Annotated in this window: 31 protein-coding genes; 12 read left to right on the top strand and 19 right to left on the bottom strand. The window is 66.9% G+C overall.

The genetic code is table 11. The features are described 5' to 3' along the window. Nucleotides 1-3: 3 nt before the first annotated feature. The 4 genes from ACNI3R_RS01585 to ACNI3R_RS01600 all read left to right on the top strand — a co-directional run bounded on the left by ACNI3R_RS01585 (nt 4) and on the right by ACNI3R_RS01600 (nt 2,686). Nucleotides 4-759, top strand: coding sequence for an SDR family oxidoreductase (locus tag ACNI3R_RS01585; RefSeq protein ID WP_426179335.1), 756 nt, complete (start codon nt 4-6; stop codon nt 757-759). Beyond that, on the top strand, nt 756-1,619 hold the full coding sequence (locus tag ACNI3R_RS01590; RefSeq protein WP_426179337.1) for an SDR family NAD(P)-dependent oxidoreductase: 864 nt from the start codon (nt 756-758) through the stop codon (nt 1,617-1,619). Before ACNI3R_RS01585 ends, ACNI3R_RS01590 begins: the two co-directional genes overlap by 4 nt. A 69-nt stretch (nt 1,620-1,688) precedes the next feature. Next, on the top strand, nt 1,689-2,222 hold the full coding sequence (locus tag ACNI3R_RS01595) for an Lrp/AsnC family transcriptional regulator (RefSeq protein ID WP_426179339.1): 534 nt from the start codon (nt 1,689-1,691) through the stop codon (nt 2,220-2,222). Continuing rightward, nucleotides 2,219-2,686: an Lrp/AsnC family transcriptional regulator gene (locus ACNI3R_RS01600; RefSeq protein ID WP_296625251.1), complete on the top strand. Its 468-nt coding sequence runs from the start codon at nt 2,219-2,221 to the stop codon at nt 2,684-2,686. Before ACNI3R_RS01595 ends, ACNI3R_RS01600 begins: the two co-directional genes overlap by 4 nt. Before the next feature lie 138 nt (nt 2,687-2,824). Here ACNI3R_RS01600 and ACNI3R_RS01605 read toward each other — a convergent pair whose 3' ends face one another. From ACNI3R_RS01605 to ACNI3R_RS01630, 6 genes are read right to left on the bottom strand one after another with little or no spacing between them, the layout of a single operon-like run. Next, the gene (locus tag ACNI3R_RS01605) at nt 2,825-3,184 is read right to left on the bottom strand and encodes an EthD domain-containing protein (RefSeq protein WP_426179340.1); all 360 of its coding nucleotides are present in this window, start codon (nt 3,182-3,184) and stop codon (nt 2,825-2,827) included. Continuing rightward, entirely contained in the window at nt 3,181-3,726 is a 546-nt protein-coding gene (locus tag ACNI3R_RS01610) for a nuclear transport factor 2 family protein (protein WP_426179342.1), read from the bottom strand. The genes ACNI3R_RS01605 and ACNI3R_RS01610 overlap by 4 nt, the downstream gene beginning before the upstream one ends. After that, on the bottom strand, nt 3,723-4,199 hold the full coding sequence (locus tag ACNI3R_RS01615) for a nuclear transport factor 2 family protein (protein ID WP_426179344.1): 477 nt from the start codon (nt 4,197-4,199) through the stop codon (nt 3,723-3,725). Before ACNI3R_RS01615 ends, ACNI3R_RS01610 begins: the two co-directional genes overlap by 4 nt. After that, entirely contained in the window at nt 4,196-4,699 is a 504-nt protein-coding gene (locus ACNI3R_RS01620) for an SRPBCC domain-containing protein (protein ID WP_426179345.1), read from the bottom strand. Before ACNI3R_RS01620 ends, ACNI3R_RS01615 begins: the two co-directional genes overlap by 4 nt. A gap of 28 nt (nt 4,700-4,727) precedes the next feature. Next, nucleotides 4,728-5,432, bottom strand: coding sequence for an EthD domain-containing protein (locus ACNI3R_RS01625; RefSeq protein WP_426179347.1), 705 nt, complete (start codon nt 5,430-5,432; stop codon nt 4,728-4,730). Then, nucleotides 5,433-6,368 carry a haloalkane dehalogenase gene (locus ACNI3R_RS01630; protein ID WP_426179348.1) on the bottom strand — a complete coding sequence of 312 codons (936 nt, stop codon included), beginning with the start codon at nt 6,366-6,368 and terminating at the stop codon, nt 5,433-5,435. Between the two features lie 137 nt (nt 6,369-6,505). Here ACNI3R_RS01630 and ACNI3R_RS01635 point away from each other — a divergent pair, with 137 nt between their 5' ends. Both ACNI3R_RS01635 and ACNI3R_RS01640 read left to right on the top strand, forming a co-directional pair. Continuing rightward, nucleotides 6,506-6,946, top strand: coding sequence for a nuclear transport factor 2 family protein (locus ACNI3R_RS01635; RefSeq protein WP_426179349.1), 441 nt, complete (start codon nt 6,506-6,508; stop codon nt 6,944-6,946). Next, the gene (locus ACNI3R_RS01640; protein WP_426179351.1) at nt 6,943-7,512 is read left to right on the top strand and encodes an EthD domain-containing protein; all 570 of its coding nucleotides are present in this window, start codon (nt 6,943-6,945) and stop codon (nt 7,510-7,512) included. The genes ACNI3R_RS01635 and ACNI3R_RS01640 overlap by 4 nt, the downstream gene beginning before the upstream one ends. A 13-nt stretch (nt 7,513-7,525) precedes the next feature. On the opposite strand, the gene ACNI3R_RS01645 is transcribed toward ACNI3R_RS01640, so the two are convergent. The 3 genes from ACNI3R_RS01645 to ACNI3R_RS01655 are packed head-to-tail and all read right to left on the bottom strand — an operon-like array spanning nt 7,526 to nt 10,248. After that, the gene (locus ACNI3R_RS01645; protein ID WP_426179353.1) at nt 7,526-8,275 is read right to left on the bottom strand and encodes an SDR family NAD(P)-dependent oxidoreductase; all 750 of its coding nucleotides are present in this window, start codon (nt 8,273-8,275) and stop codon (nt 7,526-7,528) included. A gap of 7 nt (nt 8,276-8,282) precedes the next feature. Then, nucleotides 8,283-9,434 carry an oxidoreductase gene (locus ACNI3R_RS01650; protein WP_426179355.1) on the bottom strand — a complete coding sequence of 384 codons (1,152 nt, stop codon included), beginning with the start codon at nt 9,432-9,434 and terminating at the stop codon, nt 8,283-8,285. After that, the gene (locus ACNI3R_RS01655) at nt 9,412-10,248 is read right to left on the bottom strand and encodes an SDR family NAD(P)-dependent oxidoreductase (protein WP_426179357.1); all 837 of its coding nucleotides are present in this window, start codon (nt 10,246-10,248) and stop codon (nt 9,412-9,414) included. The genes ACNI3R_RS01650 and ACNI3R_RS01655 overlap by 23 nt, the downstream gene beginning before the upstream one ends. 122 nt (nt 10,249-10,370) lie before the next feature. Here ACNI3R_RS01655 and ACNI3R_RS01660 point away from each other — a divergent pair, with 122 nt between their 5' ends. Continuing rightward, a complete protein-coding gene (locus ACNI3R_RS01660; RefSeq protein ID WP_426179358.1) occupies nt 10,371-10,685 on the top strand; it encodes a hypothetical protein in 315 nt (104 codons plus the stop codon). Further along, the gene (locus ACNI3R_RS01665; RefSeq protein WP_426179361.1) at nt 10,682-11,965 is read left to right on the top strand and encodes an MFS transporter; all 1,284 of its coding nucleotides are present in this window, start codon (nt 10,682-10,684) and stop codon (nt 11,963-11,965) included. The genes ACNI3R_RS01660 and ACNI3R_RS01665 overlap by 4 nt, the downstream gene beginning before the upstream one ends. On the opposite strand, the gene ACNI3R_RS01670 is transcribed toward ACNI3R_RS01665, so the two are convergent. Further along, entirely contained in the window at nt 11,922-12,791 is an 870-nt protein-coding gene (locus ACNI3R_RS01670; RefSeq protein WP_426179362.1) for a helix-turn-helix domain-containing protein, read from the bottom strand. The two genes, ACNI3R_RS01665 and ACNI3R_RS01670, sit on opposite strands and share 44 nt — an antisense overlap. A gap of 123 nt (nt 12,792-12,914) precedes the next feature. Between ACNI3R_RS01670 and ACNI3R_RS01675 the strand changes: the two genes are divergently transcribed. The 4 genes from ACNI3R_RS01675 (at nt 12,915) to ACNI3R_RS01690 (ending at nt 16,440) form a co-directional block, all read left to right on the top strand. Next, nucleotides 12,915-14,147 carry a hypothetical protein gene (locus ACNI3R_RS01675; RefSeq protein ID WP_426179364.1) on the top strand — a complete coding sequence of 411 codons (1,233 nt, stop codon included), beginning with the start codon at nt 12,915-12,917 and terminating at the stop codon, nt 14,145-14,147. 5 nt (nt 14,148-14,152) lie between these two features. Continuing rightward, entirely contained in the window at nt 14,153-14,983 is an 831-nt protein-coding gene (locus ACNI3R_RS01680; RefSeq protein WP_426179366.1) for an oxidoreductase, read from the top strand. Between the two features lie 127 nt (nt 14,984-15,110). Next, a complete protein-coding gene (locus tag ACNI3R_RS01685; protein ID WP_426179368.1) occupies nt 15,111-15,650 on the top strand; it encodes a nuclear transport factor 2 family protein in 540 nt (179 codons plus the stop codon). Between the two features lie 37 nt (nt 15,651-15,687). Further along, nucleotides 15,688-16,440 (top strand): glucose 1-dehydrogenase, encoded by a 753-nt coding sequence (locus tag ACNI3R_RS01690; protein WP_426179370.1) that lies wholly within the window; start codon nt 15,688-15,690, stop codon nt 16,438-16,440. Between the two features lie 49 nt (nt 16,441-16,489). Here the strand turns inward: ACNI3R_RS01690 and ACNI3R_RS01695 are convergent, their stop codons facing one another. Genes ACNI3R_RS01695 through ACNI3R_RS01735 form a run of 9 tightly spaced genes read right to left on the bottom strand, consistent with a single transcriptional unit; the run spans nt 16,490 to nt 26,571 of the window. Further along, the gene (locus ACNI3R_RS01695) at nt 16,490-17,659 is read right to left on the bottom strand and encodes a lipid-transfer protein (protein WP_426179372.1); all 1,170 of its coding nucleotides are present in this window, start codon (nt 17,657-17,659) and stop codon (nt 16,490-16,492) included. Next, nucleotides 17,656-18,054, bottom strand: a complete 399-nt coding sequence (locus ACNI3R_RS01700; RefSeq protein WP_426179374.1) for a MaoC family dehydratase — start codon at nt 18,052-18,054, stop codon at nt 17,656-17,658. The genes ACNI3R_RS01695 and ACNI3R_RS01700 overlap by 4 nt, the downstream gene beginning before the upstream one ends. Continuing rightward, the gene (locus tag ACNI3R_RS01705) at nt 18,051-19,178 is read right to left on the bottom strand and encodes an acyl-CoA dehydrogenase family protein (RefSeq protein ID WP_426179375.1); all 1,128 of its coding nucleotides are present in this window, start codon (nt 19,176-19,178) and stop codon (nt 18,051-18,053) included. The genes ACNI3R_RS01700 and ACNI3R_RS01705 overlap by 4 nt, the downstream gene beginning before the upstream one ends. 7 nt (nt 19,179-19,185) lie before the next feature. Further along, on the bottom strand, nt 19,186-20,121 hold the full coding sequence (locus tag ACNI3R_RS01710; RefSeq protein WP_426179377.1) for a bifunctional MaoC family dehydratase N-terminal/OB-fold nucleic acid binding domain-containing protein: 936 nt from the start codon (nt 20,119-20,121) through the stop codon (nt 19,186-19,188). Further along, nucleotides 20,121-21,293: an acyl-CoA dehydrogenase family protein gene (locus tag ACNI3R_RS01715; protein ID WP_426179379.1), complete on the bottom strand. Its 1,173-nt coding sequence runs from the start codon at nt 21,291-21,293 to the stop codon at nt 20,121-20,123. Before ACNI3R_RS01715 ends, ACNI3R_RS01710 begins: the two co-directional genes overlap by 1 nt. Beyond that, a complete protein-coding gene (locus ACNI3R_RS01720; RefSeq protein WP_426179380.1) occupies nt 21,283-23,109 on the bottom strand; it encodes a long-chain-acyl-CoA synthetase in 1,827 nt (608 codons plus the stop codon). Before ACNI3R_RS01720 ends, ACNI3R_RS01715 begins: the two co-directional genes overlap by 11 nt. Further along, on the bottom strand, nt 23,106-23,963 hold the full coding sequence (locus tag ACNI3R_RS01725; RefSeq protein ID WP_426179381.1) for an alpha/beta fold hydrolase: 858 nt from the start codon (nt 23,961-23,963) through the stop codon (nt 23,106-23,108). Before ACNI3R_RS01725 ends, ACNI3R_RS01720 begins: the two co-directional genes overlap by 4 nt. Beyond that, nucleotides 23,954-24,760 (bottom strand): Coq4 family protein, encoded by an 807-nt coding sequence (locus tag ACNI3R_RS01730; protein ID WP_426179383.1) that lies wholly within the window; start codon nt 24,758-24,760, stop codon nt 23,954-23,956. The genes ACNI3R_RS01725 and ACNI3R_RS01730 overlap by 10 nt, the downstream gene beginning before the upstream one ends. Then, nucleotides 24,757-26,571 (bottom strand): acyclic terpene utilization AtuA family protein, encoded by a 1,815-nt coding sequence (locus tag ACNI3R_RS01735; protein ID WP_426179385.1) that lies wholly within the window; start codon nt 26,569-26,571, stop codon nt 24,757-24,759. Before ACNI3R_RS01735 ends, ACNI3R_RS01730 begins: the two co-directional genes overlap by 4 nt. Nucleotides 26,572-26,580 lie beyond the last annotated feature (9 nt).

The following is a 26,580-nucleotide window of genomic DNA, read 5'->3' on the forward strand; positions in this document are numbered from 1 at the left end:
TTGATGGACGACATTCACGGCATCGCGGGCAAGGTCGCCCTCGTCACCGGCGGTACGCGCGGGATCGGTCTCGCCATAGCGCGCAGGCTGGCCGGTGCGGGTGCCAAGGTCGTGGTCTGCGGGCGGAACAGCGGCTCGATCGAAGGCATCGAGGCTCTCGCCTGCGATGTGCGCGACCCGGACGCGGTCAAGGCGATGGTCGACGACATCGTCGCCCGCCATGGCCGCCTCGACATCCTCGTCAACAATGCCGGCGGTTCGCCCGACGCCGCGCTCGGAACGAGTTCGCCGCGCCTGGCCGAAAAGGTCGTCGGCCTCAACCTGATGGCGCCGATCTATATGTCGCAGGCCGCCTATCCGCATATGGTCAAGACCGGCGGCTCGATCATCAACATCGCCAGCGTGTCGGCGATGCGGCCGTCGCCGGGCACCGCCGCCTATTCCGCCGCCAAGGCCGGGCTGATCGCGCTGGGCCGCAGCCTCGCCCATGAATGGGGGCCCGATATCCGGGTCAATGCGATCGTCGTTGGCTATATCGAGACCGAGGCGACCGAGGCGACCTATGGCGATACCGCGACCCAGGCCGCCATTGCGCACAATATCGGCGCCCGCCGCCTGGGCCGCGCCGACGAGATCGCCGCCGCCGCGCTTTTCCTGGCCTCGCCGGCTTCGTCCTACGTCACCGGCGCTGCGCTCGAAGTCCATGGCGGCGGCGAGCGACCACCCTTTCTGGATATCGTGAAGGAGCAATCGGCATGAGCAACGACAATCGCAAGGTGGCCGTCGTCACCGGCGCCAGCCGCGGCGCGGGCGCAGGCATCGCCCGCGCGCTGGGCGAGGCCGGCTATGCCGTCTATGTGACAGGCCGGACGACGCAGGAAGGCACAGCCGCGCTGCCCGGCACGGTCGGGGCGACTGCGGCCGCGATCGACCGCCTCGGCGGGCGCGGCGTGGCGGTCGCGGTCGACCATCGCAAGGACGACGAGGTCAAGGCGCTGTTCGACCGGGTCGAACGCGACGAAGGACGGCTCGACATCCTGGTCAACAACGCCGCCATCATCGACGATGCGCTGATCCAGCCGGGCGGCTTCTGGGAACGGCCGCTGAGCCTCGTCGACATCCTCGATGTCGGCCTGCGCTCGGGCTATGTCGCCAGCTTCCACGCGGCGCCGCTGATGATCCGCACCGGCGGCGGCGTGATCGCCTTCACCTCCTCCTTCGGCTCCACCTGCTACATGCATGGGCCGGCCTATGGCGCGCAGAAGGCCGGCGTGGACAAGTTCGCCGCCGACATGGGCGTCGACCTGCGCGACCATGACGTCGCCGCCGTGTCGATCTGGATGGGCCCGCTCAAGACCGAGCGCACCGACAAGGCGATCGAGGAACGTCCCGACCAATATGAGGCGATCATGGCCAACGCCGAGACACCGGAGTTCACCGGCAAGCTGATCGCCGCCATCCATTCCGCCCCCGAGCGGATGGACATGTCGGGACAGACCTTCATCGGTGCGGAACTGGGGACACGCTTCGCGATACAGGACGCCGGCGGCAAGCAGCCCCCGTCTTTCCGTGAGATGCTGGGCGCTCCGCGCCTTCCCCACCCCGCAATCGTTCGCTAAGGAGTTTTACAATGTGGTCCCGGAGTATCGCCCTTTGGCGGGCTCCGGACCCACGGCAGGGACAGGCTTGTGGCAACGAAGAAACCGACGACCAAGAAGAAGACCGCTGGTGAAGAGACGGCATCAGTGCGTCAGGCTACGCCGCCGCCCCCCGCCGTGCTCGAACCGATCGACGAAAAGATCATCGCAGCTTTGCGCCAGTCCGGCCGCATCGCGAATCGCGACCTCGCCCGCCTGATCGACGTCAACGAGGCAACCGTTCGGACCCGGCTGCGCAAGCTGGAATCGACCAACGCCGTACGCGTCGTTGCCATGCGCGACCTGACCGCGATGGGCTTCAACGCCATCGCCGCGGTCGGCGTCCAGGTGAAGGGCCGCTCGGCGGCCGCCGTCGGCGCGGAACTCGCCGAACTGGAAAATGTCATCACGGTCAATGTGACGATCGGCATGTACGATCTCGAGGCACAGGTCGTGGCCGACAATATCGAGGAACTCGACCGGCTGCTGACCGACGTGATTGCCCATATCGATGGCGTCGAACGCCTGTTCCCCGGCCTGTCGATGAAGATCCTGAAGTATAACCCCGAATGGGCACCGCTATGACCCGCATCCCGCTCGACGACCTCGACCACAAGATCATCGACCGGCTGAGCCGCGATGCCCGCGTCAGCAATCGCGAGATCGGCCGCGAATTCGGCCTGACCGAGGGCACGATCCGCTCGCGCCTCAAGCGGCTGCTCGACAACAAGGTCATCCGCGTCGCCGCCGTCACCAACGCCAACCGCCTGAAGAACCCCTTCCTCGCCTATCTGTGGATCGAGGCGGACACGGCGGGCGACATCCAGGCGCTGGCCGAACGGCTCGCGTCACTGCCGGAGATCGGCTTCGTCTCGACGATGCTCGGCCGCGCCGACGTGCTGGCGATGACGCTGGTGGAGAATGGCAGCCAGCTGACCGACTTCCTCCACCAGACGATCGACAAGATCCCCGGCGTCCGCCGCGTGCGCTACAGCCTGGGGCAGAATTTCATCAAGCACGACTTCCGCTACTGCGTGCTGGTGGATTGAGAGCGGAGGCGGCGACTTCCCCTCCACCATGCTGCGCATGGTCCCCCTCCCCGTTCCGGGGAGGAACTCAAGACATTCCTCCCCGGAACGGGGAGGGGGACCGCCGAAGGCGGTGGAGGGGAAAGCGCAACGCCCGCGCTAGATCGAGCTGATCTTCTCTTCGACCAGGAACATCCGCGTCCCGCTACGGTCGAGGAAATTCTCCTCGTCCTCGGCAATCCGCTGGCCGATTTCCGGATCGGCGACCTTCGCCATCGCCGCGTCATAGGCGGTGCGGCTCTCGAACCAGAGCTCGGTGACGACATCGAAGTCGAACGGTGCCGCACCCTCGTTGACATAGGCGCCGTCGAACAGGGTGAAGTTCCGCCGATATTCGACGATGCCCGGCAACAGCGACCGGATCAGCGGCACGTGGCGGGTCTCATAATAGTCGATGAAGGCGTCGCGTCCGAGATCGGCGCGACGGCGCAGCAACGCAATGGACTTGACCCGGCTCATGCTTGGGCTCCCCGTTTCAGCATCTGGAAAAAGGCATAGGACGGGTCGGCCGGACCCGGCTTGCCGATATAGGCCCCTTCGAGGAAAGGGTGGGTCAGGTCGACGATCGAAGGACTGTGGATATTGGCCCAATCGGCGACGATCGCACGGTGCGCGAATTTCCAGCGCCCGTCTCGCCGCTCATATTTGTCGAAATAGCGGCCACCCACGAGCACATCGAACGGGCCATCCGGCCCCATCACCCGGTGCAGCGCAAGCAGATAGACCTCGCCCTCGGCACGGTCCCCGTCGATCGCCAGGTTGATCGTGGTGACGTTGTGATGGAGAATTTCCATCGGCGCCTGAATCTCGGGCAGCTTGTCGATGAAGTCCATCGCCGGCCCCTTCGACATATGCCCATGCTCGTCGATCGCATCCTCATGATAGAGGCTGCGCATCTTGTCCTGGTCGTGGCGATCGGCCGCGTTGCAATAGGCATGGATGAGCGTTCGTATCTCCTCGCGGTCGAGCAGTTCCTGGAGCCGTGCGGGATCGGGCGTCATGATGCGGCCTTGGTCGCGAGGAAATGCGCGGTCAGTCCAGGCGCCGGGTCATGATAGACACGCTCATAGACCCGGTCATATTCGCTGTGCGCGATCAGCCAACGGCCGTCGCGCTTGACATAGCGGTCGCGGTAGATCGCCGAGCCGACCGTCGTCTTGTTCCCTTCCGCCAGGTTCAGCGCATAGTCGAGCAGCGTCCAGATACCGGTCGCATTCTCCTCGTCGATCACCTCGATCTCGGGCATGTGCATCGTGTGCGAGCCCACGAAATGCGGGCCGAACATGCCCCGCAATATGTCGACGATCGCGTCGCGCCCCTTGAGCTGGACATGATAGCTGCCGCCGCGATAGTCGATCGTCGCATCCTCAGCGAAGAGCGATGCCACCGTCTCCATGTCGCCGGTGTCGATCCCGCGCGAATAGCGATATTTCAGCTGACGGATCAACTCGATATCTTCGAGCCGCAGCGTCATGCCGCAGCCTTGCGCGCCGCGTGGATCGCCTCGGCCCGCGCCTTCAGCGCGCGCGCCGTGTCGTCGAACGCCCGCTTCACCCACGGGCCGCAGAAGCGCATCACATGGATGCCGTTCTCGCCGAAGAAGGCGTCGGTCGACCAGTATCGGCAACGCTCCGGGCCATCGGCCTCGATGATCTGGTCACGCCGCGCCGGATAGGGCCACATCGGATTATCGAGCAGCTCCCAGGAAATCAGCCGCTCGGGGATCTTGGCACAGACATATTCGACGTTCGGCGCGGTCTCCCCCGGCATGGTGTAGTTGAGCAGCGTCATGTGGATCGGATCGCCTATCTCCAGCGTCGATTCCGCACCGATGCAGAAGGGGTTCCACTTGCCGTAATTGGGCAGGTCGGTCAGAATCTCCCACACGACCGAGGCCGGGGCATCGATCGTCACCGTCTCCGATCGCACGGTGCTGTCGGCCGGATAGTCCGGAAGGTCGAGGTTGTCGCTCACATCTACTCTCCTTGGATAGGCCAGCCCTTCAGGCGAGCGTCTTCATCTCATATTGCCGCATCGGGATGCAGTCGCAGCCCTTGGCCCCGATGAAATTGGCGCAGCTGTCCATCATGCGCTTTTCATTGGCTTCCAGCTTCGCCTGATCACCGGCCGCGTCATAGTAAAGCTGCTTGTCGTGGATCGCGGCGAGCGGGAAACATTCCTCGACCACCGCCGCATAGGGGCCGGCGCCGGGCGTCACCGGACGGACAACCAGATTCTGCACATATTCGAAATTGCTCTGCGTCACGATCGCGGTTTCGGTGTGCCCGTCCTGCCAGTTGCGGCGCCAGGTCTCATGATCGAGATGGTCGGGTTTCTCGATGAACACGACCTGCGAAAAGCCTTCGGTCGGCTTGCCCGGAGGATGAGCGCGGTTCGGCAGCGGGGTCGACTCCGCGACCAGCCAGCCTTCGACGCGGTTCGACAGCTGAGCCAGCGCCGCTTCGATCGGAGCCCGCGCGGGCGGGAAGGCGGTATCGACCCAGACCTGCACCGCCGCCTCCATCTGCGGCTGCGTGACGACGAACACAGGATTGCTGCCCCGGGGAAGCGCATCGTCCTGCACATTGATGCGCAGAGCGCGGACATGCGGGGCGATAGCCTCGGCGACCTCGCCCAGCAGCCGCTCGTTGAACGCCGCACGGGACGTGTCGGCATCGCGCCACAATGCGTAGATCAGCTTTTCCATTCAGTCCTCCAACTGGCGCAGGAAATCGACGAGCGCCGCTGCCAGCGCCTCACCCTGCTCTTCCTGCACGAAATGTCCCGCCCCCTCGATCCGGACATGCGGCGCCCGCGCCGCGCCGGGTATGCGGTCGCGAAAGACCTGCTCCCAGGCAGCCGTCGACGGATCGCCATCGCTGAACGCCGTCGCGAAGGGCCGGTCGAAGCGTTCGAGCACCGCCCAGGCCGCCTTGTTCTGCGCGATGCCGTCGCTGTCGGGCCGCGCCGGGATCAGCGTCGTGATCGCGAGCGCCGCCGCCTTGTAGCCGGCATCGGGGAAAGGAGCGTCATAGGCCGCCAGTATCTCGGGTGCGGGCCGGTGGACGCAGGTCGCCGCGACGATCTCGCTGACCGGCAGATCGTCGCTGGTTCGGCACAGTTCGATCCACGGCTCGATGATCGGCCCAGGCCAGCCGGCGACACCGCGCGGCGGTTCCTCGGCGGTCGGCAGCAGCGTGTTGGTGGCCAGCACGCCGATGAAGCGGTCGGGCATCTCCGCCAGCAGGCGCAGCCCGATCGGACCGCCCCAGTCCTGGATCACCAGCACGATCCGCTGCAGGTCGAGCTGCTCGATGAAGTCCCGCATCCAGCCGACGAACCGATCATAGCTGAAGATGGTGCGGTCGGCGGGCTTGTCCGAGCGACCGAAGCCGACATGGTCGGGCGCCACCGCCCGCCAGCCCGCAGCCGCGACCGGCCCGATCAGCTTGCGATAGAGAAAGCTCCAGCTCGGTTCGCCATGGAGCATCAGGACGGTGCCATGGATCGCATCGCCCTCGTCGACATAATGCATGCGCAAGGGCCCGAGATCGCGGTCGGCGACGTCGACATGATGCGGCTCGAAGGCGAAGCCGGGCAGGCTTGCGAAACGCTCGACCGGCGTGCGCAGCAGCTTCGACACGCGACATCCCCTCGAATCTCTTTGCGAATGCTTATTGGCCACAGTTTACGCATTGAGCATTTTGGATTGCAAGCCATTCGCGCTTCGCGCATCCTTTGACCCAATGTCGCCATCATGAGCGACGGAAAGGACGAGGGATGCTGTCGCTTCAGGAAATGTCTGACCGGCTCGAGATCCAGGATCTCATCACGCGCTATGCCTATGCGATCGACGAGCAGGACTGGGATGGGCTCGACCGCGTGTTCACCGCCGACGCTGTGATCGACTATACCGACCTCGGCGGCGCCAAGGGCAGTCTGTCGGAAACCAAGGCCTATCTGGCGCAGGCCATGCCGACCTTCCCCGCCTTCCAGCATCTGTCGACCACGACGCGCATCGACATCGACGGCGACAGCGCCCGGACCAAGACGATCCTGTTCAACCCGATGGTCATGAACCACGAGGGCGAGGAGCGAGTCTTCTTCATTGGCCTCTGGTATAATGACGAACTGGTTCGCACCGCCGACGGCTGGCGGATCAAGCACCGGCGCGAGCAGAAATGCTGGTCGTTCAACGCGCCGGCGGGGCTGCTTCCATGAGCGGACCGACCGCGAAGACGATCGGTTTCATGCCGCGCCGCGCCGACATTTCGCGCGCCGACTTCCGGACCTATTACGAAACCCGGCACGCCGTCCTCGCGGTCCCGCTCTTTCCGTTCCGGCGCTATCGCCGCAACCATCTGGTCGATCAGGCGATCGAGCCGGGCTTCGACTGCATCTCCGAATTCTGGGTGGGGTCGCTCGAGAAGATCGGCGAGCTGATGGCGGGCGAGGTCGGGGACACGATGCGCACCGACGAGCGGAATTTCCTCGACCAGCCGAACATCCTCGCCGTGCGCGCCGACCCGGTCGCGACGGGCAGCGACAGTGCCGGCACCCTCGCACTGCTGGTCTTGGACGGCGGTGACACCGCAGCGCTCACCGAGGCTGCGCGCGCGGCGGATGCGGGGCTCGACCTGCTCTCGCCGCTCGACGAGCGCCCTTCGCCCTGCGACGCGATCCTGCGCTTCGACAGCGGCCTGCCCACCCTTCCGCCAGGATGGCGCGTGAGCCGCCTCATCGAGGTCATCCCGTGCGAGACGGACCCGGCCCAGCTGCAGGGCTGAGCCGGTCCCCGCTTCAGATCGCGGTCTGTCCGCCGTCCACGGCCAGCGTCGTGCCGGTCACGAAGCGCGCGTCGCTCGACAGCAGAAAGGCCACCGCCGCCGCGACGTCCTCGGGCTGGGCTACCGGTCCGATCAGCGGCGTCATCCGCGCGAACAGGTCGAGGTCGACACCCTCGATCGCGTCGAAGCCACCGGCGATCAGCGGCGTGTCGACCGCACCGGGGCAGATTGCGTTCACGCGGACGCCGCGCCGCGCATATTCCGCCGCGACCGAGCGGGTCAGCCCGACCACCCCGCTCTTCGACGCCGAATAGGCCGCCGCATAGGGCGTCGCGACCAGCCCCGCCGCGCTGGCGATGTTGACGATCGCCCCGCCCTGCGCCTCGATCACAGGAAGCGCAGCGCGCGTCATCTGGAACACGCCGGTCAGGTTGATGCCGATGACGCGCTGCCATTCGGCATTGCTGGTCGCTGCCGCATGGCCGAAGCTGCCAACACCCGCGACATTGGCGAGACCGTCGAGCCGCCCGAAGCGCGCCTTGGCTTCTGCCACCGCCGCATCACAGGCCGCAGGATCGGACACGTCGACCTGTAGCGAGGCTGCATTGCCACAGCCTTCGGCCGTGGCAGCAGCTCCCGGTCCATTGATGTCGACGCAGAACAGGCTCGCCCCTTCTTCCGACAGCCGCAGCGCCGTCGCCTTGCCGATGCCCGAGGCGGCCCCAGTCACCAGCACCACCAGACCCTCGAAACGCTTCATCATCCCCTCCTCATGTCAGCGTGGTGAGAGCCGCGAGATCGAGCGCTTGAAGTTCGCCATCACGACCCTCCCGCACCTTGTTGGCCCATTGCGCGTCGGCGAGCAGCGAGCGGCCCACCGACAAAAGATCGAACTCGCCGCGCGCCAGCATCGCCGCCACCTCGTCCAGCCGATCGAGCGAGACACCAGGGAAGGCCGCGCCGGGGGTTGCGGCTTCCTCCTCGGTGAACAGCCCAGCCAGCCCCACCGAACCGACCGCGATCGTCGGCAGTCCGGTCAGCCGCCTGGCCCAACCGGCCAGATTGAGCGGGCTACCCTCGAAAGCGGGCTCCCACGCTTCGCGTTGCGAGCAGTGCAGGATATCCGCCCCGGCCGCCGCGAGCGGGCGCAGCAGATCGCCCAGTTCCTCGGGCGTCTCAGCGATCCGTGCGTCATAAGCGTCGATCTTGAACTGCGAGATGCGAACGAGGATCGGGAAATCGGGACCGGTGGCCGCACGGCAGGCGGCGATCACCTCGGCAGGGAAGCGCGCGCGATTGGCGGCGCTGCCGCCATAATCGTCGCGTCGGCGATTGGTCTGCGGCCACAGATACTGGTCGAGGAGAAAGCCATGGCCCGCATGGACCTCGACACCGTCGAAGCCGCGCATCTTCGCTGCGGCAGCCGAGTCGGCGAACGCGCGTGCCACGGCTGTCATGTCGGCCTCGGTCATGGCTTGCACGCTCGGCCCTCGGCCGGCGTCGAGATCGGCGACGGTGTAGCCCGACGGGCCTATCGCGGACCTGTCGGCAAAAGCATCGACATGGCGCGCGGCTCCCGTGTGCCACAGTTGGGGCATCAGCTTGCCGCCCGCTTCGTGGACCGCATCGAGCACATGGCTCCAACCATCGAGCGGCCCGTCGCCATAGAAGAGCGGACCGGTCCCGTCATAGTCGGCCAGGTCATGGCCGACCGCCGCCGCGCCGGTGATCGCGAGCGATACGCCGCCTTCGATACGCCGCCTGAAATAGCCGGCATAGTCTGCATGAGGCCGCCCGCCCTGCGCATGGGCGCGGCCCATCGGCGACATGACGATGCGGTTCGGCAGCGACAGGTTGCGCGAGACGAAGGGCTGGAACAGCGCCACGCGCGCGGGCGCGTCAGCAGAAATAGCTGCCTCCATTGGCCGCTACGACCGATCCGGTCACGAAGCTGGCATCGTCGCTGGCGAGGAAGGCGACCGCCGCCGCGATCTCCTCGGGCTGCGCCATCCGGCCGAGCGGCACCGCCCGCGCCAGATCGGCGCGCACCGAGTCGGGCACATTGGCCATGATCGGCGTGTCGGTCGGGCCGGGGTGGACCGCGTTGACGCGGATGTTCCGGCTGGCGACCTCGCGCGCGAGCCCCCGCGCAAGCCCGACGATCGCGGCCTTGCTGGTGACATAGTGGATCGGACCCTCGCCCGATGCGGCGGAGGTCGAGGCGATCAGCACGATCGACCCGGACGCGTTGCGCGCGGCCATGTCGCGCAGCGCGGCGCGGCAACAAAAGAAGGCCCCGTTGATGTTGACGCCCGTCACCGCGAGCCAGCCCGCGTCGGACATGTGGATGCTCTGGTCGGGATGCGCGGTCGGCGTCTCACCGCGCGCAATCTGGCCCGCGCGCTCGGCTGCACCCGCATACATCTGCTCGCTGCCGTCGTCGGGGCCTCGGCCGATGCCGGCATTGCATACCAATATGTCGATCCCGCCCAGGCGCCGGGCGACTTCGGCCATCGCCGCATCGACCGAGGCGCTTTCCGAGACATCGCAGCCGAGACCGATATGCCCGGCGGTATCGCCGAAGACCGCAGCAGCGGCAGCTTGCTCCCGGTCGATCACCGCGACCGTGGCGCCCTCGGCGGCCAGCCGCTCGGCGATCGCCCGACCGATGCCCTGCGCTCCGCCAGTGACCACGGCGCGACGCCCATGGAGCCGGTTCATGTCCCCCTCGCGCACATTCGTCATCCTCTCAAAACTTTACGCAGATACACATATTCTCATAATTCATATTACCATATGCGGAGTTACACCGCCCGCACAAGAAACTAAAATGCGGGTCCCGAGGGGAGGAAATCATCATGCGTCGAACCATCGCTTTGGCCATGCTCGCATCCGCGCCATGGCCGGTTAATGCCTTTGTCCAGCCCGCCTTCGAGCTCTACCATCCGGCGCAGGTCGAGGTGCTGCGCGGGCCGCAGGACACGCTGTTCGGCAAGAGCATGACGGGCAGCGCGAACAGCCGGACGACCGGGGCGCCGATCTTCGACCCTGCCTTCCGGGGCGAGGTGAGCTCTGGCAGATACCATCTGCTGCAGCTGCGTGCGCAACGCTATGTCGCCCAGGTGGGCGTGGTCGAAAGCCCCGTATCCCTGTTCGAACTGGACCCTGCATGAACCAAGGCACCACGGACGAAAAGCTGACCCGGCAGCATGTCGGCCTGCTGGCGATGCTGGCGGTCGTGGTCATGTTCGAGGGGTTCGACGTCAGCGCGACTGCGGTCGTCCTGCCCTATCTTGCCAAGGATTTCGCCACGACGACCGCTGCGTTGGGCGGCGCGCTCGGCCTCATCGCCCTGGGCTCGATCGCCGCCTGGGCGCTCGTCCGCCTCGGCGACCGCTTCGGGCGCCGCCCGATCCTGATCCTCGCGGCGGCCGGCTTCTCGCTCGGTTCCCTCGCCACCGTCCTGGTCGGCAGCGTCGGCCAATATACGGCGGTCCAGATGGCGACCCGGGCGCTGCTCGTCACGCAGATCGCCACCGCCTATCTGATCGTCAGCGAGACGCTGCCGCCTGCGACGCGCGGACGCGCCAACGGGCTGCTCGGCGCCTTCGGCAGCCTCGGCGCTGCCCTGCCTTTCCTGGTGCTGGCGCCCGCACTGGAAACCAGCCTCGGCTGGCGCATGCTGTTCCTGATCGGCGCCCTCCCGCTGCTGATGGTGCCGTTGCTGCTGTTCAAGCTGCGCGAGACCCCGGTCTGGCTCGACGCCCGCGCGCGCTCCGCGCCGCGCCTGTCACCGCTCGACGAGCTGCGCCAGTTGATGGTGCCGGGCCTGCGCATCCGCTTCGCGGCGATGAGCCTGCTCTGGTTCCTGGTCAATTTCGCGACCTCGGTCGGCAGCCTGTTCTTCACCCTCTATGCGGTGCGCGAGCGCAACTGGGCGCCGTCCGATTTCGCGGCGATCGCACCCGTCGGGCTGGTCGCCTGCTTCTTCGGCTATCTCGCGGTCGGCTGGTTGATGGACCGGATCGGACGCCGCTGGACGATCACCCTGTTCATGGCCGCGCTCGGGGGACTGACCCAGTTCTGCTATTCGGCGCAGGGCTGGTGGGCGGTTGCGGGCGGTTTCCTCGGCGTGCAGGTCGCGCTCGGCGTGTGGGTGGCGAGCTACACGCTCAATTCGGAGCTGTTCCCGACCCACCTGCGCGCCGCCGCCAATGGCTGGTGCCACAATCTGATCGGGCGCTGGGGCGTGGTGATCGCCCCCTGGCTGCTGGGCGCGGTCAGCGCGGCGATGGGGTCGATCGGTCCGGCGGTCACGCTGCTCGGCTTCGCCGCCTATCTCGCCATACCGCTGATCTGGCTGCTGATGCCCGAGACGCGTGGCGAACGGCTGGACCGCGATCCGCTCGTCACTGCGGACGCCCCGCGCGGTGGCGCTGCCGCCACGTCATAGGGCTGATCCCGAAGCGGCGACGGAAGGCGGTCGAAAAGGCCGCCTGCCCGGCAAAGCCGCATGCCCCGGCGATCGTCTTCACCGGCAGGTCATGACGCTCCTCCAGCATCCGGCGGGCTCGGTCGAAGGTGAACTGCTCGACCCGCTCCATCACCGTGCCGCCCATGCTGGCCTTCCAGGCGCGCATCAGGTGGCGGCGGCTGATCCCGCAGAGATCGGCGAGTTCCCCCAGATCGGGCGGCAGGCGTTCATCATCCTCCAGCCGCGCCTCGATCCGGCGGAGCTGCCAGTCGGCAAGGCCGCCACGCGGTCCTCCCGACTGGCGAATCTCGTCGAAATGCCGCGCCAGCTCGCCGAGCAGCACCATCCCCAGCCCCGCCACGATCGTCTCGCGCGCGATCGAGGGCCGCGCCATCTCGATGCTCAGCCGATCGAGCGTCGCGGCAATGCCCGCCGCCCGCACGTCGACGCAGGAAGCGAGCAACGCATCCTCCAGCCCCGCGCGGAGCCCGGTGAGTTCGGCAAAACGGTCGCGGTCGAAGCGCACGACGATCATCTCGCGCCCGCTGAAGCCATGCGAGCGTACGTGGAGCGGAACCTGCGCCGGCACGACGATCGCCGATCCGAAGCGGGTGAAGCTGCGATGCGAACGCGGCTCTCCGAAGCAGCCGATAGCGGCCTCCTCCCCGGTTCGCGTCATATAGACGATCGAGGGCTCGTCGAGTTCGTGGCAGCGCTCGAACGGGCCGCTGCGATCCTGCACCAGCCGTTCGACCCGCAAATCCGGCAAGGCCATTTCGACGACGCTGCGATAGTGGCCGTCCATCCGCTCCTCCGGCTCTTCTCTACGCGTCGCTTTAACGCATATCCGTCCCTGGCTCCATCTGCGTAGCGGTTGCGCGTCTCGCGCTACGCCTTAGCGTAAGAACCCAGAGAGAGGAGCCACAGCGTGAACCCGATTGCCACCGAAGAACAGGCCCGTTTCGAGCGCGAGGCGCTTGCCGTCCAGGCCGACCCGCGCATGCAGCAGACCATCGAGGACCGCCGCGCCTACTGGCTCGACAAGGCGCAGCCCTCTCCGGCCATGCGCAGGGCGTTCGAATGGGCCTATCCGGAGGTCGCCTTCGGCGCGATCCTCTGGTCGCTCAACACCGATCCGCAGCGGCCGGCGGTCGTCACGATCACACGCCTGCCGCACAAGCTGGGCGACCTCGACATTCCCGGCACCCGCTGGGGCATCGACAATCCCGATTCGGTCTATCGCGTGATCCCGATCGACGGGGCCGAGCGCTATGTGATCCGCGGCAGCGTCCCCGATCCGCGCCTGACCGAGAATTATTTCACCCTGTGGAACGCGCATATGGGCACGGTCGACGTGCTCGACGGCAAGTCGCTCGTCCTCGACGATGAGGGCAATTTCGAGATCTTCGTCGACGCCGACGAGAAGCGCGACCGGGCGAACCATATCCGCTCTTCGCCCGAGGCGGTCGAATTCTACATCCGCGACGTCGTGGCAGACTGGGCGCGCGAACGACCCAATATGTTGACGATCGAGCGGCTGGGCGGCGCGCCGAAAACGCCCGAACGCAGCTTCGACCAGAAGGTGGCCGACGCGCAGGCGATGCTCATCCGCAACGTCGACAGCACGATGCGCTGGAACGCACAGGCGACCACCAAGGCCGCCAACGGCTTCGACTTCACGATCGACCGCGACAGCGACGGCGCGCTGCGCAACCAGATCTACATCATGGGCCATTTCGACCTGAAGCCCGACGAGGCGCTGGTGATCGAAATCGGGCTGGGCGGTGCCGACTATTTCCTCGCGCCCATCACCAATATCTGGGGCACGACCAACGACATCATGCACCGGACGTCGAGCCTGAACCTGACGCAGGCGGTACGCGACGACCAGGACAGCCTGACATTCGTGGTCTCGGAGCGCGATCCCGGCGTGTGGAACTGGCTCGACCCCTGCGACATGCCCGAAGGCCTGCTCACCCTGCGCTGGGCCGAGTTCGCCAGTGGCCGGCCGGCCGAAGGCTTCGGCGCGCGCAGTCGCGTGGTGAAGCTCGACCGCCTGCGCGACGAGCTGCCGGCAGGCACGAAATGGGTCACGCCTGAGGAGCGCCGCCAGCAGCAGCAGGAGCGAGCCGCCTCTTATGCCTGGCGGATCGCGGAGTGAGCGGCATGCGCAGCTGGATCATCACCGGATGCTCGACCGGCATCGGCCGGGCCATCGCCACCCACGCCCTGTCGATCGGCGACCGCGTCGCCGTGACAGCGCGGAAAACCAGCGACGTGGAGGATCTCGTCGCCGCCTATCCCGACCGCGCCATCGCCCTGCCGCTGGACGTGGCTGACCCGGCACAGGTCGAGGCGGCCGTCGCGGAGACGGAAAAGCGCTTCGGCGCGATCGACGTCCTCGTGAACAATGCCGGCTATGGCTATGTCGCCTCGATCGAGGAGGGTGACGAGGCCGCCGTGAAGGCGATGTACGAGGTCAACCTGTTCGGTGCGATCCGGATGATGCAGGCGGTGCTGCCCGGCATGCGCGCGCGCCGGGCGGGGCACATCATCCAGATCTCCTCGCTCGCCGGTCGTATCAGCAATCCGGCGACCGGCTATTATTCGGGCTCGAAATTCGCGCTGGAGGCGATTTCCGAGGCGCTGTCGCGCGAGGTGGAGGGTCTCGGCATCCGCGTCTGCTCGATCGCGGCGGGCATGTTCCGGACGGACTTCTCCGGCCGCTCGCTCAAGACGGGCGAGTCGGGGGTCGCCGATTATGACGACGGCGTCCACGCCCGGATGCAGCTGGTGAAATCGGTCGACGGACGCCAGCCCGGCGATCCGGCCAAGCTGGCGGCGCTGGTCGCCGCGGTCGCCGACATGTCCTCCCCGCCGCGCCAGCTGATCGCCGGCCCCGACGCCTATGCCGCCGTCTGCGCGCGCATGGACGAGGTGCGCGCGGCGATGGAAGCGCATCGCGAGCTCAGCTGCGGGACCAATTTCGACGCCTGACGACAGGATGTTCCGGCGGGGGCGCAGGACGCTTCCGCCGGCGCTTTCTGCCTCTAGCCAAGCGCGCGATCCTGCTTTAGCTTCTGCGCACACAATATAAGCGCAGATTACGCAAATGGAGGGGTTCGTGGCCTATACGCTACAGCAACTGTCGGACCTTGAGGATATCCGCACGGTAAAGCATCGCTACTTCCGGTCGATCGACACGGCCGATCAGGCGGTTCTGGAGACGCTCTTCACCGACGACGTCTCGGTCGAATATCGCGGCGGCGGCTATTTCGTGCAGCTCGAAGGCGCGGCCAAGATGGTCGACTTCCTGATGAACAGCTTCAATGCGAGCGCAGTCGCCATGCACCATGGCCACATGCCCGACATCACCCTGATCGGCGACGACGAGGCCGAGGGCATCTGGTATCTCGAGGACATCTTCATCTCGCTCGACCGCAAGGACGTCACGACCGGCACCGCCATCTATCGCGACCGCTATCGCCGCGTCGACGGCAGGTGGAAGATCGCCCGCACCGAATATGACCGCATCATGGAGGTGGTCCAGCCGCTGACCGATGCGATGCAGATCACCGTGCATCATCTGGGCAAGGTCGGCCGCAAGCTCGAAGACTGCAGCGATATCAGCCACCTGATCACCTGGTACGACAAGGCCGCCTGAGACGCGGCCCCGCAAGAAAAATAGGAGAGAATGAACAATGTCAGGACAGTTCGAGGGCAAGGTCGCGCTCGTCACGGGTGCCGGCGGCGGCATCGGCCGCGCCACCGCGATCGCCTTTGCCCGTGAAGGCGCGAAAGTCGTCGTGGCGGACCTGCCGGGCCCCGGCGGCGACCAGACCGTCGCGACGATCAAGCAGGCCGGTGGCGAGGCGAGCTTCATCGCAACCGACGTGTCCGACGAACAGGCGGTCGCTACGCTCGTCGAGGGCACCGTCGCTGCCTATGGCCGCCTGGACATCGCGTTCAACAATGCGGGCGTCAATTTCGACGCCGACATCTGGGACAATGCGGAGGCCTTTAACAAGTCGATCGCCATCAACCTGACCGGCGTCGCCTCCTGCATCCGCCACGAGGTGCGGCAGATGCTCAAGCAGGGCGGCGGCGGCGCGATCGTCAACACCGCGTCGATCAACGGCATCGTCGGCTCGCCGCAGCCCGGCTATGTCGGATCGAAGCATGGCGTGGTCGGGCTCACGCGCTCGGCGGCGCTCGCCTTCGCCAAGGACGGCATCCGCGTGAACGCGGTCTGCCCCGGCGTGGTGCGCACGCCGATGACCGAGAAGTTCGACAACAACCCCCAGATCAAGGCCGTGATCGAGCAGATGACCCCGCTCGGTCGCTTCGCACAGCCCGAAGAAATAGCCTCGGCCGTGCTGTTCCTCAGCTCCGAAGCCGCGAGCTTCGTGACGGGTCACCCTCTCGTCGTGGACGGGGGCGCAACCGCGATGTGAGGGCGGGCGGCGCCGTCGGTTCGGGGGAATCGACGGCGCCCCCTTTTTTTCAGGCTTCCGACAATATCAGCCCGCTCGTCGGCACCCCTGTCCCCGCCGTCACCAGCACATGGCCGGGACCGGCCACCTGGTTGACCGACGTACCGCGCACCTGCCGCACTGCCTCGGCGATCCCGTTCATGCCGTGGATATAGGCCTCGCCCAGCTGCCCGCCATTGGTGTTGACCGGCAGGCGGCCGCCGATTTCGATCCCTTCCCTGGCGATGAAGTGCCGCGCCTGCCCGCGCCCGGCGAAGCCGAACGCCTCGAGTTGCGGCAGCACGAAGGGCGAGAAGTGATCGTACAGGGTCGCGGTCCGGATATCGCCCGGCCCCATCCCCGCCTGCGCGTAGAGCTGCTCGGCGACGAGGTCCATTTCCGACAGCCGCGCGATGTCCTGCCGATAATAGCTGGTCATCATCTGCTGGTCGTCAGACGCCCCCTGCGCCGCCGCACGGATGATCGCGGGCGGCTGCTTCAGCTTTGCCGCGCGCGCGGCGCTCGTCACGACGATCGCGACCGCCCCATCCGACTCCTGACAGCAGTCGAGCAGGTGGAGCGGCTCGACGATCCAGCGCGACGCCTGATGATCCTCCAGGCTGATCGGCTGCTGGTAGAACCAGGCCGCGGGGTTGTTCGCGGCATGACGGCGGCAGGCGACCGACACGCGGCCGAAATCCTCCGACGTGGCGCCCGTCTCGTACATGTAGCGCTGCGCAGACATCGCCACCCAGGACGCCGGCGAGATCAGTCCGAACGGGACATAATAGCCATAATGGGCGGACTCGGCATTGGGCACGGGCGGCGGGGTGTAGCCGGTGCCGAAGCGATATTGCGACCGCTCGTTCATCGCGCGGTAGCAGACCACGACCTCGGCCACGCCGGTCGCGACCGCCATCGCGGCCTGCATGATCGGGGCGCAGGCCGCTCCACCGCCATAATGGATGCGGCTGAAGAATTTCAGCTGCCGGCCGCCGATGTTCCGGAAGACCTCGATCTCCGGATTATTGTCCATCGTGTACGTGCTGAGACCGTCGACCTCGGCGCGGTCGATGCCGGCGTCCTCGAGCGCGCTCAGGATCGCCTCGACCGCCAGCCGCAGTTCGGAGCGGCCGCTGTTCTTGGAGAACTCAGTGGCGCCGATTCCGACGATCGCCGCCTTGCCCGCCAGTCCGCTCATGCCTCGGCTCCCATGTGCAGCGTGACCGTGGCGGAGACATGCTCGCCGATCTGGTTGCGCCCGCTGACCTTGACGTCGACCTCGCGGCCTTCCACCCGGGCGACTTCGCCCGTCAACCGCATCGTGTCGCCGACGAAATTGGGCGCGCCGAGCCGGATCTCGACCGAGGCGACGCGCGCCGAAGGGCCGCTCCAGTCGGACACATAGCGCTGCACCAGACCATTGGTGGTCAGGATGTTCATGAAGATGTCGGGCACCCCGGTCGCCTGCGCGGCCGCCTTGTCATGATGGACATTCTCATAATCATTGGTCGCGATGGCGCCTGCGACGATCGCCGAAGCGGTGATCGGGATGGCGAGTTCGGGCAGCGCCTGCCCCACGGCGATGGTCGTCATGCGAGTGCCTCCGTCTGGCCCGAAGCCACCGCTGCGCCGATCGCGGCGAGCATCGGCTGGGCGCCGCCCAGCGTTTCGCCGATCGCGACGGCATCGAGGAAATAGCGGTGGATCGGATAGGTCACGTCGGCACCCATGCCGCCGTGGAGATGCTGCGCGCTGTGGACGACGCGATGCCCCCCGATCGCCGCCCAATATTTGGCGGTGGCAATGTCCGCTGCCTGCGGGCGGCCCTGATCGATCTGCCAGGCCGCGAGCAGCGCGGTCGACCGCATCGCCTCGACGTCGATGAAAGCGTCGGCGGCGCGCTGCTGCACCGCCTGCATCGAACCGAGCGGCTTGCCGAACTGGATGCGCGCGCTCGAATAGGCAGCGGTGCGCTTGAGCGCCTCGGTAGCGACGCCGACCTGGCGCAGCGACAAGGCGACCTGCGCGCGCTGGACGAGCGCGGTGACGATCGCCCCACCCTCCTCCACGGTCCCGACGATCGCATTGCCGGACAACGGCGTGCCCGCGAAGCTGACCATCGCCTGCGGCTCGCCATTGGTGGATCGCTGCCCCTCGATCTTGAGCCCCTTCGCGTTCCGCTCGACGAGGAACAGCGCCGGTCCGCTATCGGTCCGCGCGGTGACGAGCAGCGCCTGCGCCTGTTCGCCATAGGGCACCGCGACCTTGACGCCGTCGAGGCGCCAGCCATTGCCATCGGCTGTCGCAGTGACAGCCGGCGCGGTCGGATCGACGCCGCCGACCTCGTCGATCGCGACGCTCAGCAGCGCCTCGCCCGACAGCAGGCGCGGCAGCCACGCCCACTGGCCGACGGTGCCATGGGCATCGAGCACCCATCCGGCGAGCAGGGTCGGGATCAATGGAATGGGAGCGAGCGTGCGCCCCTGCTCCTCCAGCAGCAGGCCGAGGTCGATCATGCCGAGCCCCATGCCGCCCGCGGCCTCGGACAGGCCGAGCCCGAGCAGCCCGGCCTCGGCGAGGGTCTTCCACAGCTTGTCGTCATAGGTCCGGCCGCTGCCGGCGAAGGCGCGCAGCGCGTCGTCGCCGGTGGCGTCGTCGAGGATGCGGGCCGCCAGATCGCGCAGGGCCATCTGGTCTTCGGAAAGGGTGAAATCCATGAAGTCCTCAGGCGAAACGGAAGGCGGGGAGCAGATAGCCGGGTTCGACTTTGACGAAATCGGCGACGACCGGGCGGCCGATCGCGATGTCCTCGGGCTTGGCGTCGATCATGTTGGCGACCATGCGGACGCCTTCCTCAAGTTCGACGAGGACGATCGGCAAGGGATAGTCGTAACCCGGCAGGCGCGGTTGGTGCATGACCACGAAGCTGTGGATCGTGCCGCGCCCGCTGGCCTCGACGATCTCGAAATCGAGCGAACCCGACACTGGATCCATCGGCCCCGGCGGATGGCGCAGACGGCCCTCGCACGACTGGAACAGCAATTTGCGCTGGGCGATCCCTTCCCAGAAGAAGGCATTGTCATGGGTGATCGCGGGGCGCGGATGCGGCCAGGCCTTGCCTTCGCCATCGGCAGGTGCGGCGGCCTTGGGCTGGGCCAGGTTCGGCTTGAACTTGAGCACGCGGAAGGTCATCCGGCCGACCGGCTCACCCTCGACGGTGAAGTCATAGGCCAGCGTCACGAAATGCCCGATACCGAGTGCGGTGCGCTTCTCGTCGGACACGTCCGCCACGGTCGGGGTGGAGGTGACCACGTCGCCGATCCGAAGATAGCGATGATAATCCTGCCGGACATTGGTCGCGACCACGCCGGTGTAGCCCGCCGCGTCGAACAGCGCGAGGACCGCCATATTCTCCTCCGCGGTCCGCCCGCCGGGACGATAAGGCGCCATCGCCCATACGTCGAGCATGGCAGGCGGCGCAACGATGCCGGGGTGGCCGGCGGCGATCGCGGCGGCCTCGTCGAGATAGATGGGGTTGGTGTCGCCCATCGCTTCGCACCAGCGGCGGATCATCGGCAGGTTCACTGCGTCGCGCGCCACGGCGGGTTTGTTGGCAGGGCGGCCGACCCACTGACGGGCCTGTTCGAGCAGATCGCTCATCAACGCGCCCCCCGGGGCATGCCGAGCCCGATCTGCGCCACCATGTCGCGCAGCACCTCGGCGGTGCCGCCGCCGAAGGTGTTGATCTGGCATTTGCGATATTCGCGCTCGATCCGCCCGCGCAGCACCGCGCCGGGCGATCCGTCGCGGATCAGCCCGACCGGGCCGAGCACGTCGAGCAGCAGGCGCATGACCTTGATCATCGCCTCGGTGCCGAACACCTTGAGGCCCGAGGCGAGATCGGCCCGGGTCGAGCCCTGCGCCACTTCGGCTGCGACGCGGTTCCCCATCACCCCGACCGCGCGCAACAGCGCGTAGGATTCGCCGAGCGCCGACTGGACCCAGGGCACGTCGATCAGGCGGCCCCCGCCCGACGGCGTCTCGCGCGCCCAGGCCACGACCTCGTCGAAGCAGCCATTGCCGGTATAGGTGAGCGCGGCGAGGCCAATGCGTTCATGGTTGAGCTGCTCGGCGATCAGCCGCCAGCCGCCATTCACTTCGCCGATCACCATGTCGGCGGGGACGCGGACGTCCTCATAGTAGGTGACGTTGGTGCGGAAGCCGCCGACGGTCCAGATCGGGGAGACCGAGAAACCGGGCAGCGACGTGTCCATCATCAGGATGGTGATCCCCTTGTGCGGAGGCGCATCGGGATCGGTCCGCACCGCGAGGAAGACATAGTCCGCCCCCTCGGCGCCGCTGGTGAAGATCTTCTGCCCGTTGATCACATAGTCGTCACCGTCGCGCACGGCCTTGGTCTTGAGCGCGGCGAGGTCGGTGCCGGCGCCCGGCTCAGAATAGCCGATCGCGAAGATGAGGTCGCCGCTGGCGATGCGCGGCAGGATGTCGCGCTTCTGCTTTTCGGTCCCCAGCCGCATCAGCGCCGGACCGACGGTGTTGACGGTGACGAAAGGAAATGGCGCCTCCGCCAGCACCAGTTCCTCGAGCAGGATCTTCTGGGTGAGCGGATCGAGGCCGCGTCCGCCATATTCGACCGGCCAACCGGGGGTCAGCCAGCCGTCGGCGCCCATCTTGCGGATGATCTGTCGATAGACGGGGCCGCTTTCGGCGTTGACCGTGGCGGCGCGCACCTCGGGCGTCATCAGCCTGTCGAGATAGGCGCGGAACTCGGCCCGCAGCGCCTGCTGGTCGGGCGTGAACTCAACGTGCATGGGGGGATGCTCCTGCAAAGGGAGGGATGTCGAGCCGCGCCAACGCATCGGGCGTCAGCGGCACATAGGTGCGGGCCTGGGGGTCGGCGACGTAGAGCGGATCGCCCTTTGCGGCCCCGGGATCATAGCCTTCGCGCTGCAGATCGACCTTGCGCAGCTTGAAGGTGGTGGTCATGTCGGCAGTGTCGGACAGCCTGACGAACAGCGGCATCGCATAGCTGGCCAGCCGCTCGGCCGCGAAGGCGTAGAAAGCCTCTGGCTCGAAAGCCTCGCCCTCAGGATAGGTCAGCGCGACCATGCCGGCGCGCCCCTCGGTCCCCGGCACCGCAACGCCATAGACGTTGACGATCGACGGACCGGGGAAGCCCGACAACACAGTCTCGACCTCGGCGGTGGAGACATTCTCGCTCTTCCAGCGATAGGTGTCGCCGACCCGGTCGACGAAGAAGAAATAGTCGTCCTCGTCGAAGCGCACGAGATCGCCCGAGCGGAACCAGCGGTCGCCCTCGCGGAACAGGTTGCGCAGCAGCTTCGCTTCGGTCGCCTCTGCCGAGGTATAGCCTTCGAAGAAGCCACCGACGCCGGTGCCGTCGAGCACCTCGGCGACCAGTTCGCCGACCTCGTGCGGCCCGGCCTCTACATAGGCGCCATCGGCGTCGCGGACATGCTCACCCGCCGCGACGTCCCATTTGAGGATGCGGATGTTGGTCGCCTTGGGATAGGGCAGCCGCCCGACCGAACCCGGTCGGCAATCGACATTGGTGATCCCGTAATTGGCCTCGGTCGATCCCAGCCCTTCGATGATCGTCTCGACCCCGAAGCGATCGGAAAAGGCGGTCCAGACATCGGGCTTCAGGCCCGCCCCGGTCATCACCCGCAGGCTGTGGTTACGGTCGTCGGGCGATGGCGGCGACGCCATCAGATAGCGGACGATCTCGCCGATATAATAGGTCGCGGTGATGCGATGCCGCCGCACATCCTGCCAGAAGCCCAAGCGGCTGAACTTGCGGCGGAGCACGAAGGGCCGGCCGGTGGCCAGCGCCACCGAAGGCACCACCATGCCGCCGGCTCCGTGATAGAGCGGCAGCACGCAATAGAAGACGTCCCCGGCGCCGAACTCCATCAGGCCGGTCATCATCTCACCGGCGTTCAGGAAGCGCATGTGGCTCATCCGCGCCGCCTTGGGCAGGCCGGTCGTGCCCGAGGTGAAGATCAGGTAGAGCGGATCGGCCATCACGACGCCCGCCCGCGCGCTGCGCGGGGGATTGGCATCGAATGCCGCCGCCATGTCCGCGTCGAGATCGCGCCAGCCCTGTGCGCTTCGATCCGCCCCCGTCTCCGACTGTTCGAACAGCAGCGCCGGTAGACTTTCGGCCGGCATGCGAGCGACGGTCTCGACCAGCTCCGAGCCGACGATCAGCCCCTTGGCCTCGACCTGGCGCAGCGCATGGGCAAGGACGTCCCCCGTCGCGCTCGTATTGAGCAGCGCGGTGACCACGCCGATCTTCGACAGGCCCAGCCAGACCATCAGGAATTCGGGCCGGTTGAGCATCAGCAGAGCGACGACATCGCCCTTCTTGAGGCCGACTGCCGATGCCGCATGGGCGACGCGGTTCGCGCGGCGGTTCATCTCGGCGAAGCTGATCGACTGCTCTTCGAACAGGATGAATGGCGTGTCGGCCGCATCTACGGCGCGTTCCTCGAGCCGGTCGGCGACACTGTAATCCATGTCGCGCGCGAAGCCGGCAACGCGCTGATAGCCGCGCATCAGCCGCGCCATGCTCTCCTCGCGGCTGGGGACGACGAAATCCTTCATGCAATGGGCTCCGGCAGCGTATCGAGAAAGGTCAGGAGGGCGCCGAGGAAGGCGTCATTGTCGTCGCCGGCGACCATGTGATGCGCACCCGCGATCGGCACGACCTGCGCATCGGGCAGCATCTCGCGAAAGCGCGCCGCACCCGCCTCGGACACGATCTCGCTCGCCGTGCCGTGGACCAGCATCAGCGGGCTGTTCACCGCCTGCGCGGCGGCGGACAGGCGCCGGTTGATGTCGTCCATGTCCCATTTGGCGTTGGGCCGGACGAAGGCGGGATCCCAATGCCAGTACCAGCGCCCGTCGGCGCGCTGGCGCAGGTTGCGCGACAGGCCATCGAGCCGATCGGGACGCGGGCGGTGAGGCAGATAGGCGGCGATCGCGTCGGCAGCCTCGTCGAGCGTGTCGAAGCCGCTATCGGTGCCGCGCATGAAGCCGACGACCTGCTCGCCGCCCTTCTTCTCCATCCAGGGCACGATATCGACCAGCACGATCCCCGCGACTTCGGCCTGCGGGGCCTCGCCCGCCGCCAGCAGCGACGCCAGCCCGCCGAGCGATGCGCCGACGAGGATAGGCGGAGCGTCGAGGCTACCGATCACGCGGCGCAGATCCTCACCGAAGCGGTCGAGCAGATAGTCGCCATCCTCCGACCAGCCGCTCTCGCCATGGCCGCGCTGGTCGACCGCGAGCGCGCGATAGCCGGCGCGCGCCAAGGCCGCGACCGCGTTGCGCCAGGATCCGCGCGTCTGACCGCCGCCATGCAGCAGGATGACGGGCTGGCCATCCGCCGGCCCGGCGACATCGGCCGCCAGCGCGATGCCGTCCGCGCCCTCCAGCCGGATCGCGGTCAGTTCCATTCGGCCGATGCCGCTGCAGTGTCCGCGAGACGGACGCCGCGTATGCCGAGATGCTCGCGCGCATCCTCCGGGGTCATGTGGAAGACCTCCTCATAGCGCATCAGGAAGATCGGGTCGGACTTGCGCCCGACCTTGGCACCGCGCTCGACTGCGTCGAGGACAGTCAGCCAGGTCTGCGGATAATGGAGCACCGCGCGGGTGATGATCCGCGTCGATCCGAGGATGGAGAAGACCGACAGTTCGCCAGCAAGTTCGGGGCTCAGATGCACGAACAGGTTCGCGAGGCGCATATAATAAGGCACGACCTCGCCGATGAAATCGAAGCCGCCGCCGCCGAGGATATGCTCGAGGTCATGCTGCTGTCCGGCGCGGAAGTTGAAATATTCATAGTCGTTGCGCGCCTTGACCGGCGGCACGATGTCGACCTGGAGATCATTGTCGACCAGCTGGCGATAGAAGATATTGCCGACCGTTCCCGGCGCATATTGGGCGAGGTCGTCGCGCTGGAAGGTAGAGGCATAGCCTTCCTCGAACCAGGCATTCAGCGCCGGGTTCTTCTTCCGCTCCTCGGCGAACAGCGCGTTGATATGGTCGATGTTCTGGATCTGCCGGAGCAGAAGAACGAGCTGGATCGAGTCGGACGGCGTCGGCACGTCGGGGCCGTTCCGCCGCAGCATGTGCGTCGACACCCAATCGCGCAGGCGGGCATCGTTGAGATATTTGGACGAGCTGATCAGCGTGCTGCTGTCGGTCGACAGCGGCACGATCCCTTTCATAAGATAGCTGTAATCGTTCATGCCAATGTCTCCGCATGGAGGGTCGCCGCGAGCGAGCGCGGCACTGCGACGGGAAAGCGCATGATCAGCTGCGCCATGCTCTTGGCGGCCGGATCGAGCCCGGCACCGCTCAATATGCCGCCGCCCAGGCAGCTATGGACGACGAAGTTCAGCGCCGAGAAACCGGGAACCGCATAGCGGTCGACCCGAGGCAGGCTGCCGTCAGGCGAGAAGTGGCGATACCATTTGCCCACTGTCTCGGGCGTCATCGCGGCGGCGATCCAGCCGATCCAGTCGGGGTTGCGCGCGATCACCGCGACGTTGAACAGGCTGCCCTTGTCGCCACTTCTTCCCCAGGCGAGGTCGATCAGGTCGACCCTCACCATGTCCTCCTCGGGCACGGCGACAACGATGGCCGGCGCAGCGATCTCGCTCGTCCGGCCGGGAGCGATCGGGACAGGCCAGCTATCGCCGCCCATCGTCACCAAAGGCTTCACCGTTTCGCGCGGCAGCAGAAAGCCGAACAGCCCGGTGAGCGGCTGGACGGTGGTCGCGAGGTTGATGCTGGTGCCGACCGACATCGTCGTGATGCCCGAGGCCTGCTCGCGCGCGAACAGGCCCGCGCCCTCGATCATGGGGTGGTCGACCGTCAGCTTGAGCACCACCTCGCGCGCGCCGGAGATGCGGGCATGCGGGCCGTAGCTGGCCTCCTCGCCGATCACGACGACCGAGGTGCCGCTGAAGTCCGGCAGGTTGCGCGCGCGCAGCAGGCTCCGGCCGCGTTCGATCAGCGCCTGCCCCTGACGCCGCGCCTTGGCGCCCGCGCTCTCGCCGATGATCGGGGTGAGCCCGGTGGTCCGCCAGCCCATGTCGAAGGTGACACTGGCCTTGAGCCACGGCGTTGGCGGCCGCCCGCGCGCGCCGCTGACATGCACCCGGTCGGGCCCAACCTGCTCTAGGCGGACCTCGCTGAAGTCGCAGGAGACGTCCGCGACCACATAGTCGGCCGGATTGCTGACCTCGTAGAGCAGCTGCTCGGCAACCGTTCCGACCGAGACCAGTCCGCCGGTTCCCTCGGGCTTGGTCAGGATCATGCTGCCGTCCGGGGCGACCTCCCCGATCGGAAAGCCGATCAACTCCCAGCCCTCCACCGCGTCCCAGTCGGTGAAGGTGCCGCCCGTGACCTGGGTGCTGCATTCGAGCAGATGACCGGCCAGCGTCCCCGCCGCGAGCATCGCATAATCGTCGGCTTGCCAGCCATATTCGTAAACCAGCGCACCGAGCACGATCGCGGAATCGACCACGCGCCCGGTGATCACGATGTCGGCGCCGCGAGCCAGCGCCGAAGCGATCGGAAAGGCGCCCAGATAGGCGTTGGCGGTGAGCACCTTATCGGGGAAAGCCGCACCGGTGAACATGTCGCACACGCCCGAGGCGCGCAGATCTTCGACCCGGTCGATGAGCTCGTCGCCGGTCACCGCCGCGACCTTCAGCGAAAGCCCCTCGGCCGCGATCTTCTCTTCGACGGCCCGGGCTAGGCCGAGCGGATCGAGCGCACCGGCATTGGCGATGATCTTCACCCCCTGCCGCGCGATCTCATGCAGATGCGGCCCGACATGGACCGTCAGGAAATCAGGCGGGTAGAGTGTGGGTGGTGTCGCCTGGCGCGAGCGGCCGAACATGCCCATGCTCGCCTCGGCCAGATAATCGAAAATGATATAGTCCAGACCGCCGGCGGCCAGCAGTTGCGGCACGCCCAGCGCGCTGTCGGCGAAATAGGCCGATCCGCCACCGATCCTGATCCTGCGGCCTGCGTCTGTCTTTATGGTCACGCGCGTCCC

The sequence above is a fragment of the Rhizorhabdus antheiae genome (assembly GCF_049889055.1).
In the GTDB taxonomy this organism is placed as follows: Bacteria; Pseudomonadota; Alphaproteobacteria; order Sphingomonadales; family Sphingomonadaceae; genus Rhizorhabdus.

What these genes read in the sequence shown, in the direction of transcription:
- ACNI3R_RS01585 (WP_426179335.1), top strand. Translation starts at nt 4, where the DNA reads ATGGACGACATTCACGGCATCGCGGGCAAGGTCGCCCTCGTCACCGGC.
- ACNI3R_RS01590 (WP_426179337.1), top strand. Translation starts at nt 756, where the DNA reads ATGAGCAACGACAATCGCAAGGTGGCCGTCGTCACCGGCGCCAGCCGC.
- ACNI3R_RS01600 (WP_296625251.1), top strand. Translation starts at nt 2,219, where the DNA reads ATGACCCGCATCCCGCTCGACGACCTCGACCACAAGATCATCGACCGG.
- ACNI3R_RS01605 (WP_426179340.1), bottom strand. Translation starts at nt 3,184, where the DNA reads ATGAGCCGGGTCAAGTCCATTGCGTTGCTGCGCCGTCGCGCCGATCTC.
- ACNI3R_RS01610 (WP_426179342.1), bottom strand. Translation starts at nt 3,726, where the DNA reads ATGACGCCCGATCCCGCACGGCTCCAGGAACTGCTCGACCGCGAGGAG.
- ACNI3R_RS01615 (WP_426179344.1), bottom strand. Translation starts at nt 4,199, where the DNA reads ATGACGCTGCGGCTCGAAGATATCGAGTTGATCCGTCAGCTGAAATAT.
- ACNI3R_RS01625 (WP_426179347.1), bottom strand. Translation starts at nt 5,432, where the DNA reads ATGGAAAAGCTGATCTACGCATTGTGGCGCGATGCCGACACGTCCCGT.
- ACNI3R_RS01635 (WP_426179349.1), top strand. Translation starts at nt 6,506, where the DNA reads ATGCTGTCGCTTCAGGAAATGTCTGACCGGCTCGAGATCCAGGATCTC.
- ACNI3R_RS01640 (WP_426179351.1), top strand. Translation starts at nt 6,943, where the DNA reads ATGAGCGGACCGACCGCGAAGACGATCGGTTTCATGCCGCGCCGCGCC.
- ACNI3R_RS01645 (WP_426179353.1), bottom strand. Translation starts at nt 8,275, where the DNA reads ATGATGAAGCGTTTCGAGGGTCTGGTGGTGCTGGTGACTGGGGCCGCC.
- ACNI3R_RS01650 (WP_426179355.1), bottom strand. Translation starts at nt 9,434, where the DNA reads ATGGAGGCAGCTATTTCTGCTGACGCGCCCGCGCGCGTGGCGCTGTTC.
- ACNI3R_RS01660 (WP_426179358.1), top strand. Translation starts at nt 10,371, where the DNA reads ATGCGTCGAACCATCGCTTTGGCCATGCTCGCATCCGCGCCATGGCCG.
- ACNI3R_RS01665 (WP_426179361.1), top strand. Translation starts at nt 10,682, where the DNA reads ATGAACCAAGGCACCACGGACGAAAAGCTGACCCGGCAGCATGTCGGC.
- ACNI3R_RS01670 (WP_426179362.1), bottom strand. Translation starts at nt 12,791, where the DNA reads ATGGACGGCCACTATCGCAGCGTCGTCGAAATGGCCTTGCCGGATTTG.
- ACNI3R_RS01680 (WP_426179366.1), top strand. Translation starts at nt 14,153, where the DNA reads ATGCGCAGCTGGATCATCACCGGATGCTCGACCGGCATCGGCCGGGCC.
- ACNI3R_RS01690 (WP_426179370.1), top strand. Translation starts at nt 15,688, where the DNA reads ATGTCAGGACAGTTCGAGGGCAAGGTCGCGCTCGTCACGGGTGCCGGC.
- ACNI3R_RS01695 (WP_426179372.1), bottom strand. Translation starts at nt 17,659, where the DNA reads ATGAGCGGACTGGCGGGCAAGGCGGCGATCGTCGGAATCGGCGCCACT.
- ACNI3R_RS01700 (WP_426179374.1), bottom strand. Translation starts at nt 18,054, where the DNA reads ATGACGACCATCGCCGTGGGGCAGGCGCTGCCCGAACTCGCCATCCCG.
- ACNI3R_RS01705 (WP_426179375.1), bottom strand. Translation starts at nt 19,178, where the DNA reads ATGGATTTCACCCTTTCCGAAGACCAGATGGCCCTGCGCGATCTGGCG.
- ACNI3R_RS01710 (WP_426179377.1), bottom strand. Translation starts at nt 20,121, where the DNA reads ATGAGCGATCTGCTCGAACAGGCCCGTCAGTGGGTCGGCCGCCCTGCC.
- ACNI3R_RS01715 (WP_426179379.1), bottom strand. Translation starts at nt 21,293, where the DNA reads ATGCACGTTGAGTTCACGCCCGACCAGCAGGCGCTGCGGGCCGAGTTC.
- ACNI3R_RS01720 (WP_426179380.1), bottom strand. Translation starts at nt 23,109, where the DNA reads ATGAAGGATTTCGTCGTCCCCAGCCGCGAGGAGAGCATGGCGCGGCTG.
- ACNI3R_RS01725 (WP_426179381.1), bottom strand. Translation starts at nt 23,963, where the DNA reads ATGGAACTGACCGCGATCCGGCTGGAGGGCGCGGACGGCATCGCGCTG.
- ACNI3R_RS01730 (WP_426179383.1), bottom strand. Translation starts at nt 24,760, where the DNA reads ATGAACGATTACAGCTATCTTATGAAAGGGATCGTGCCGCTGTCGACC.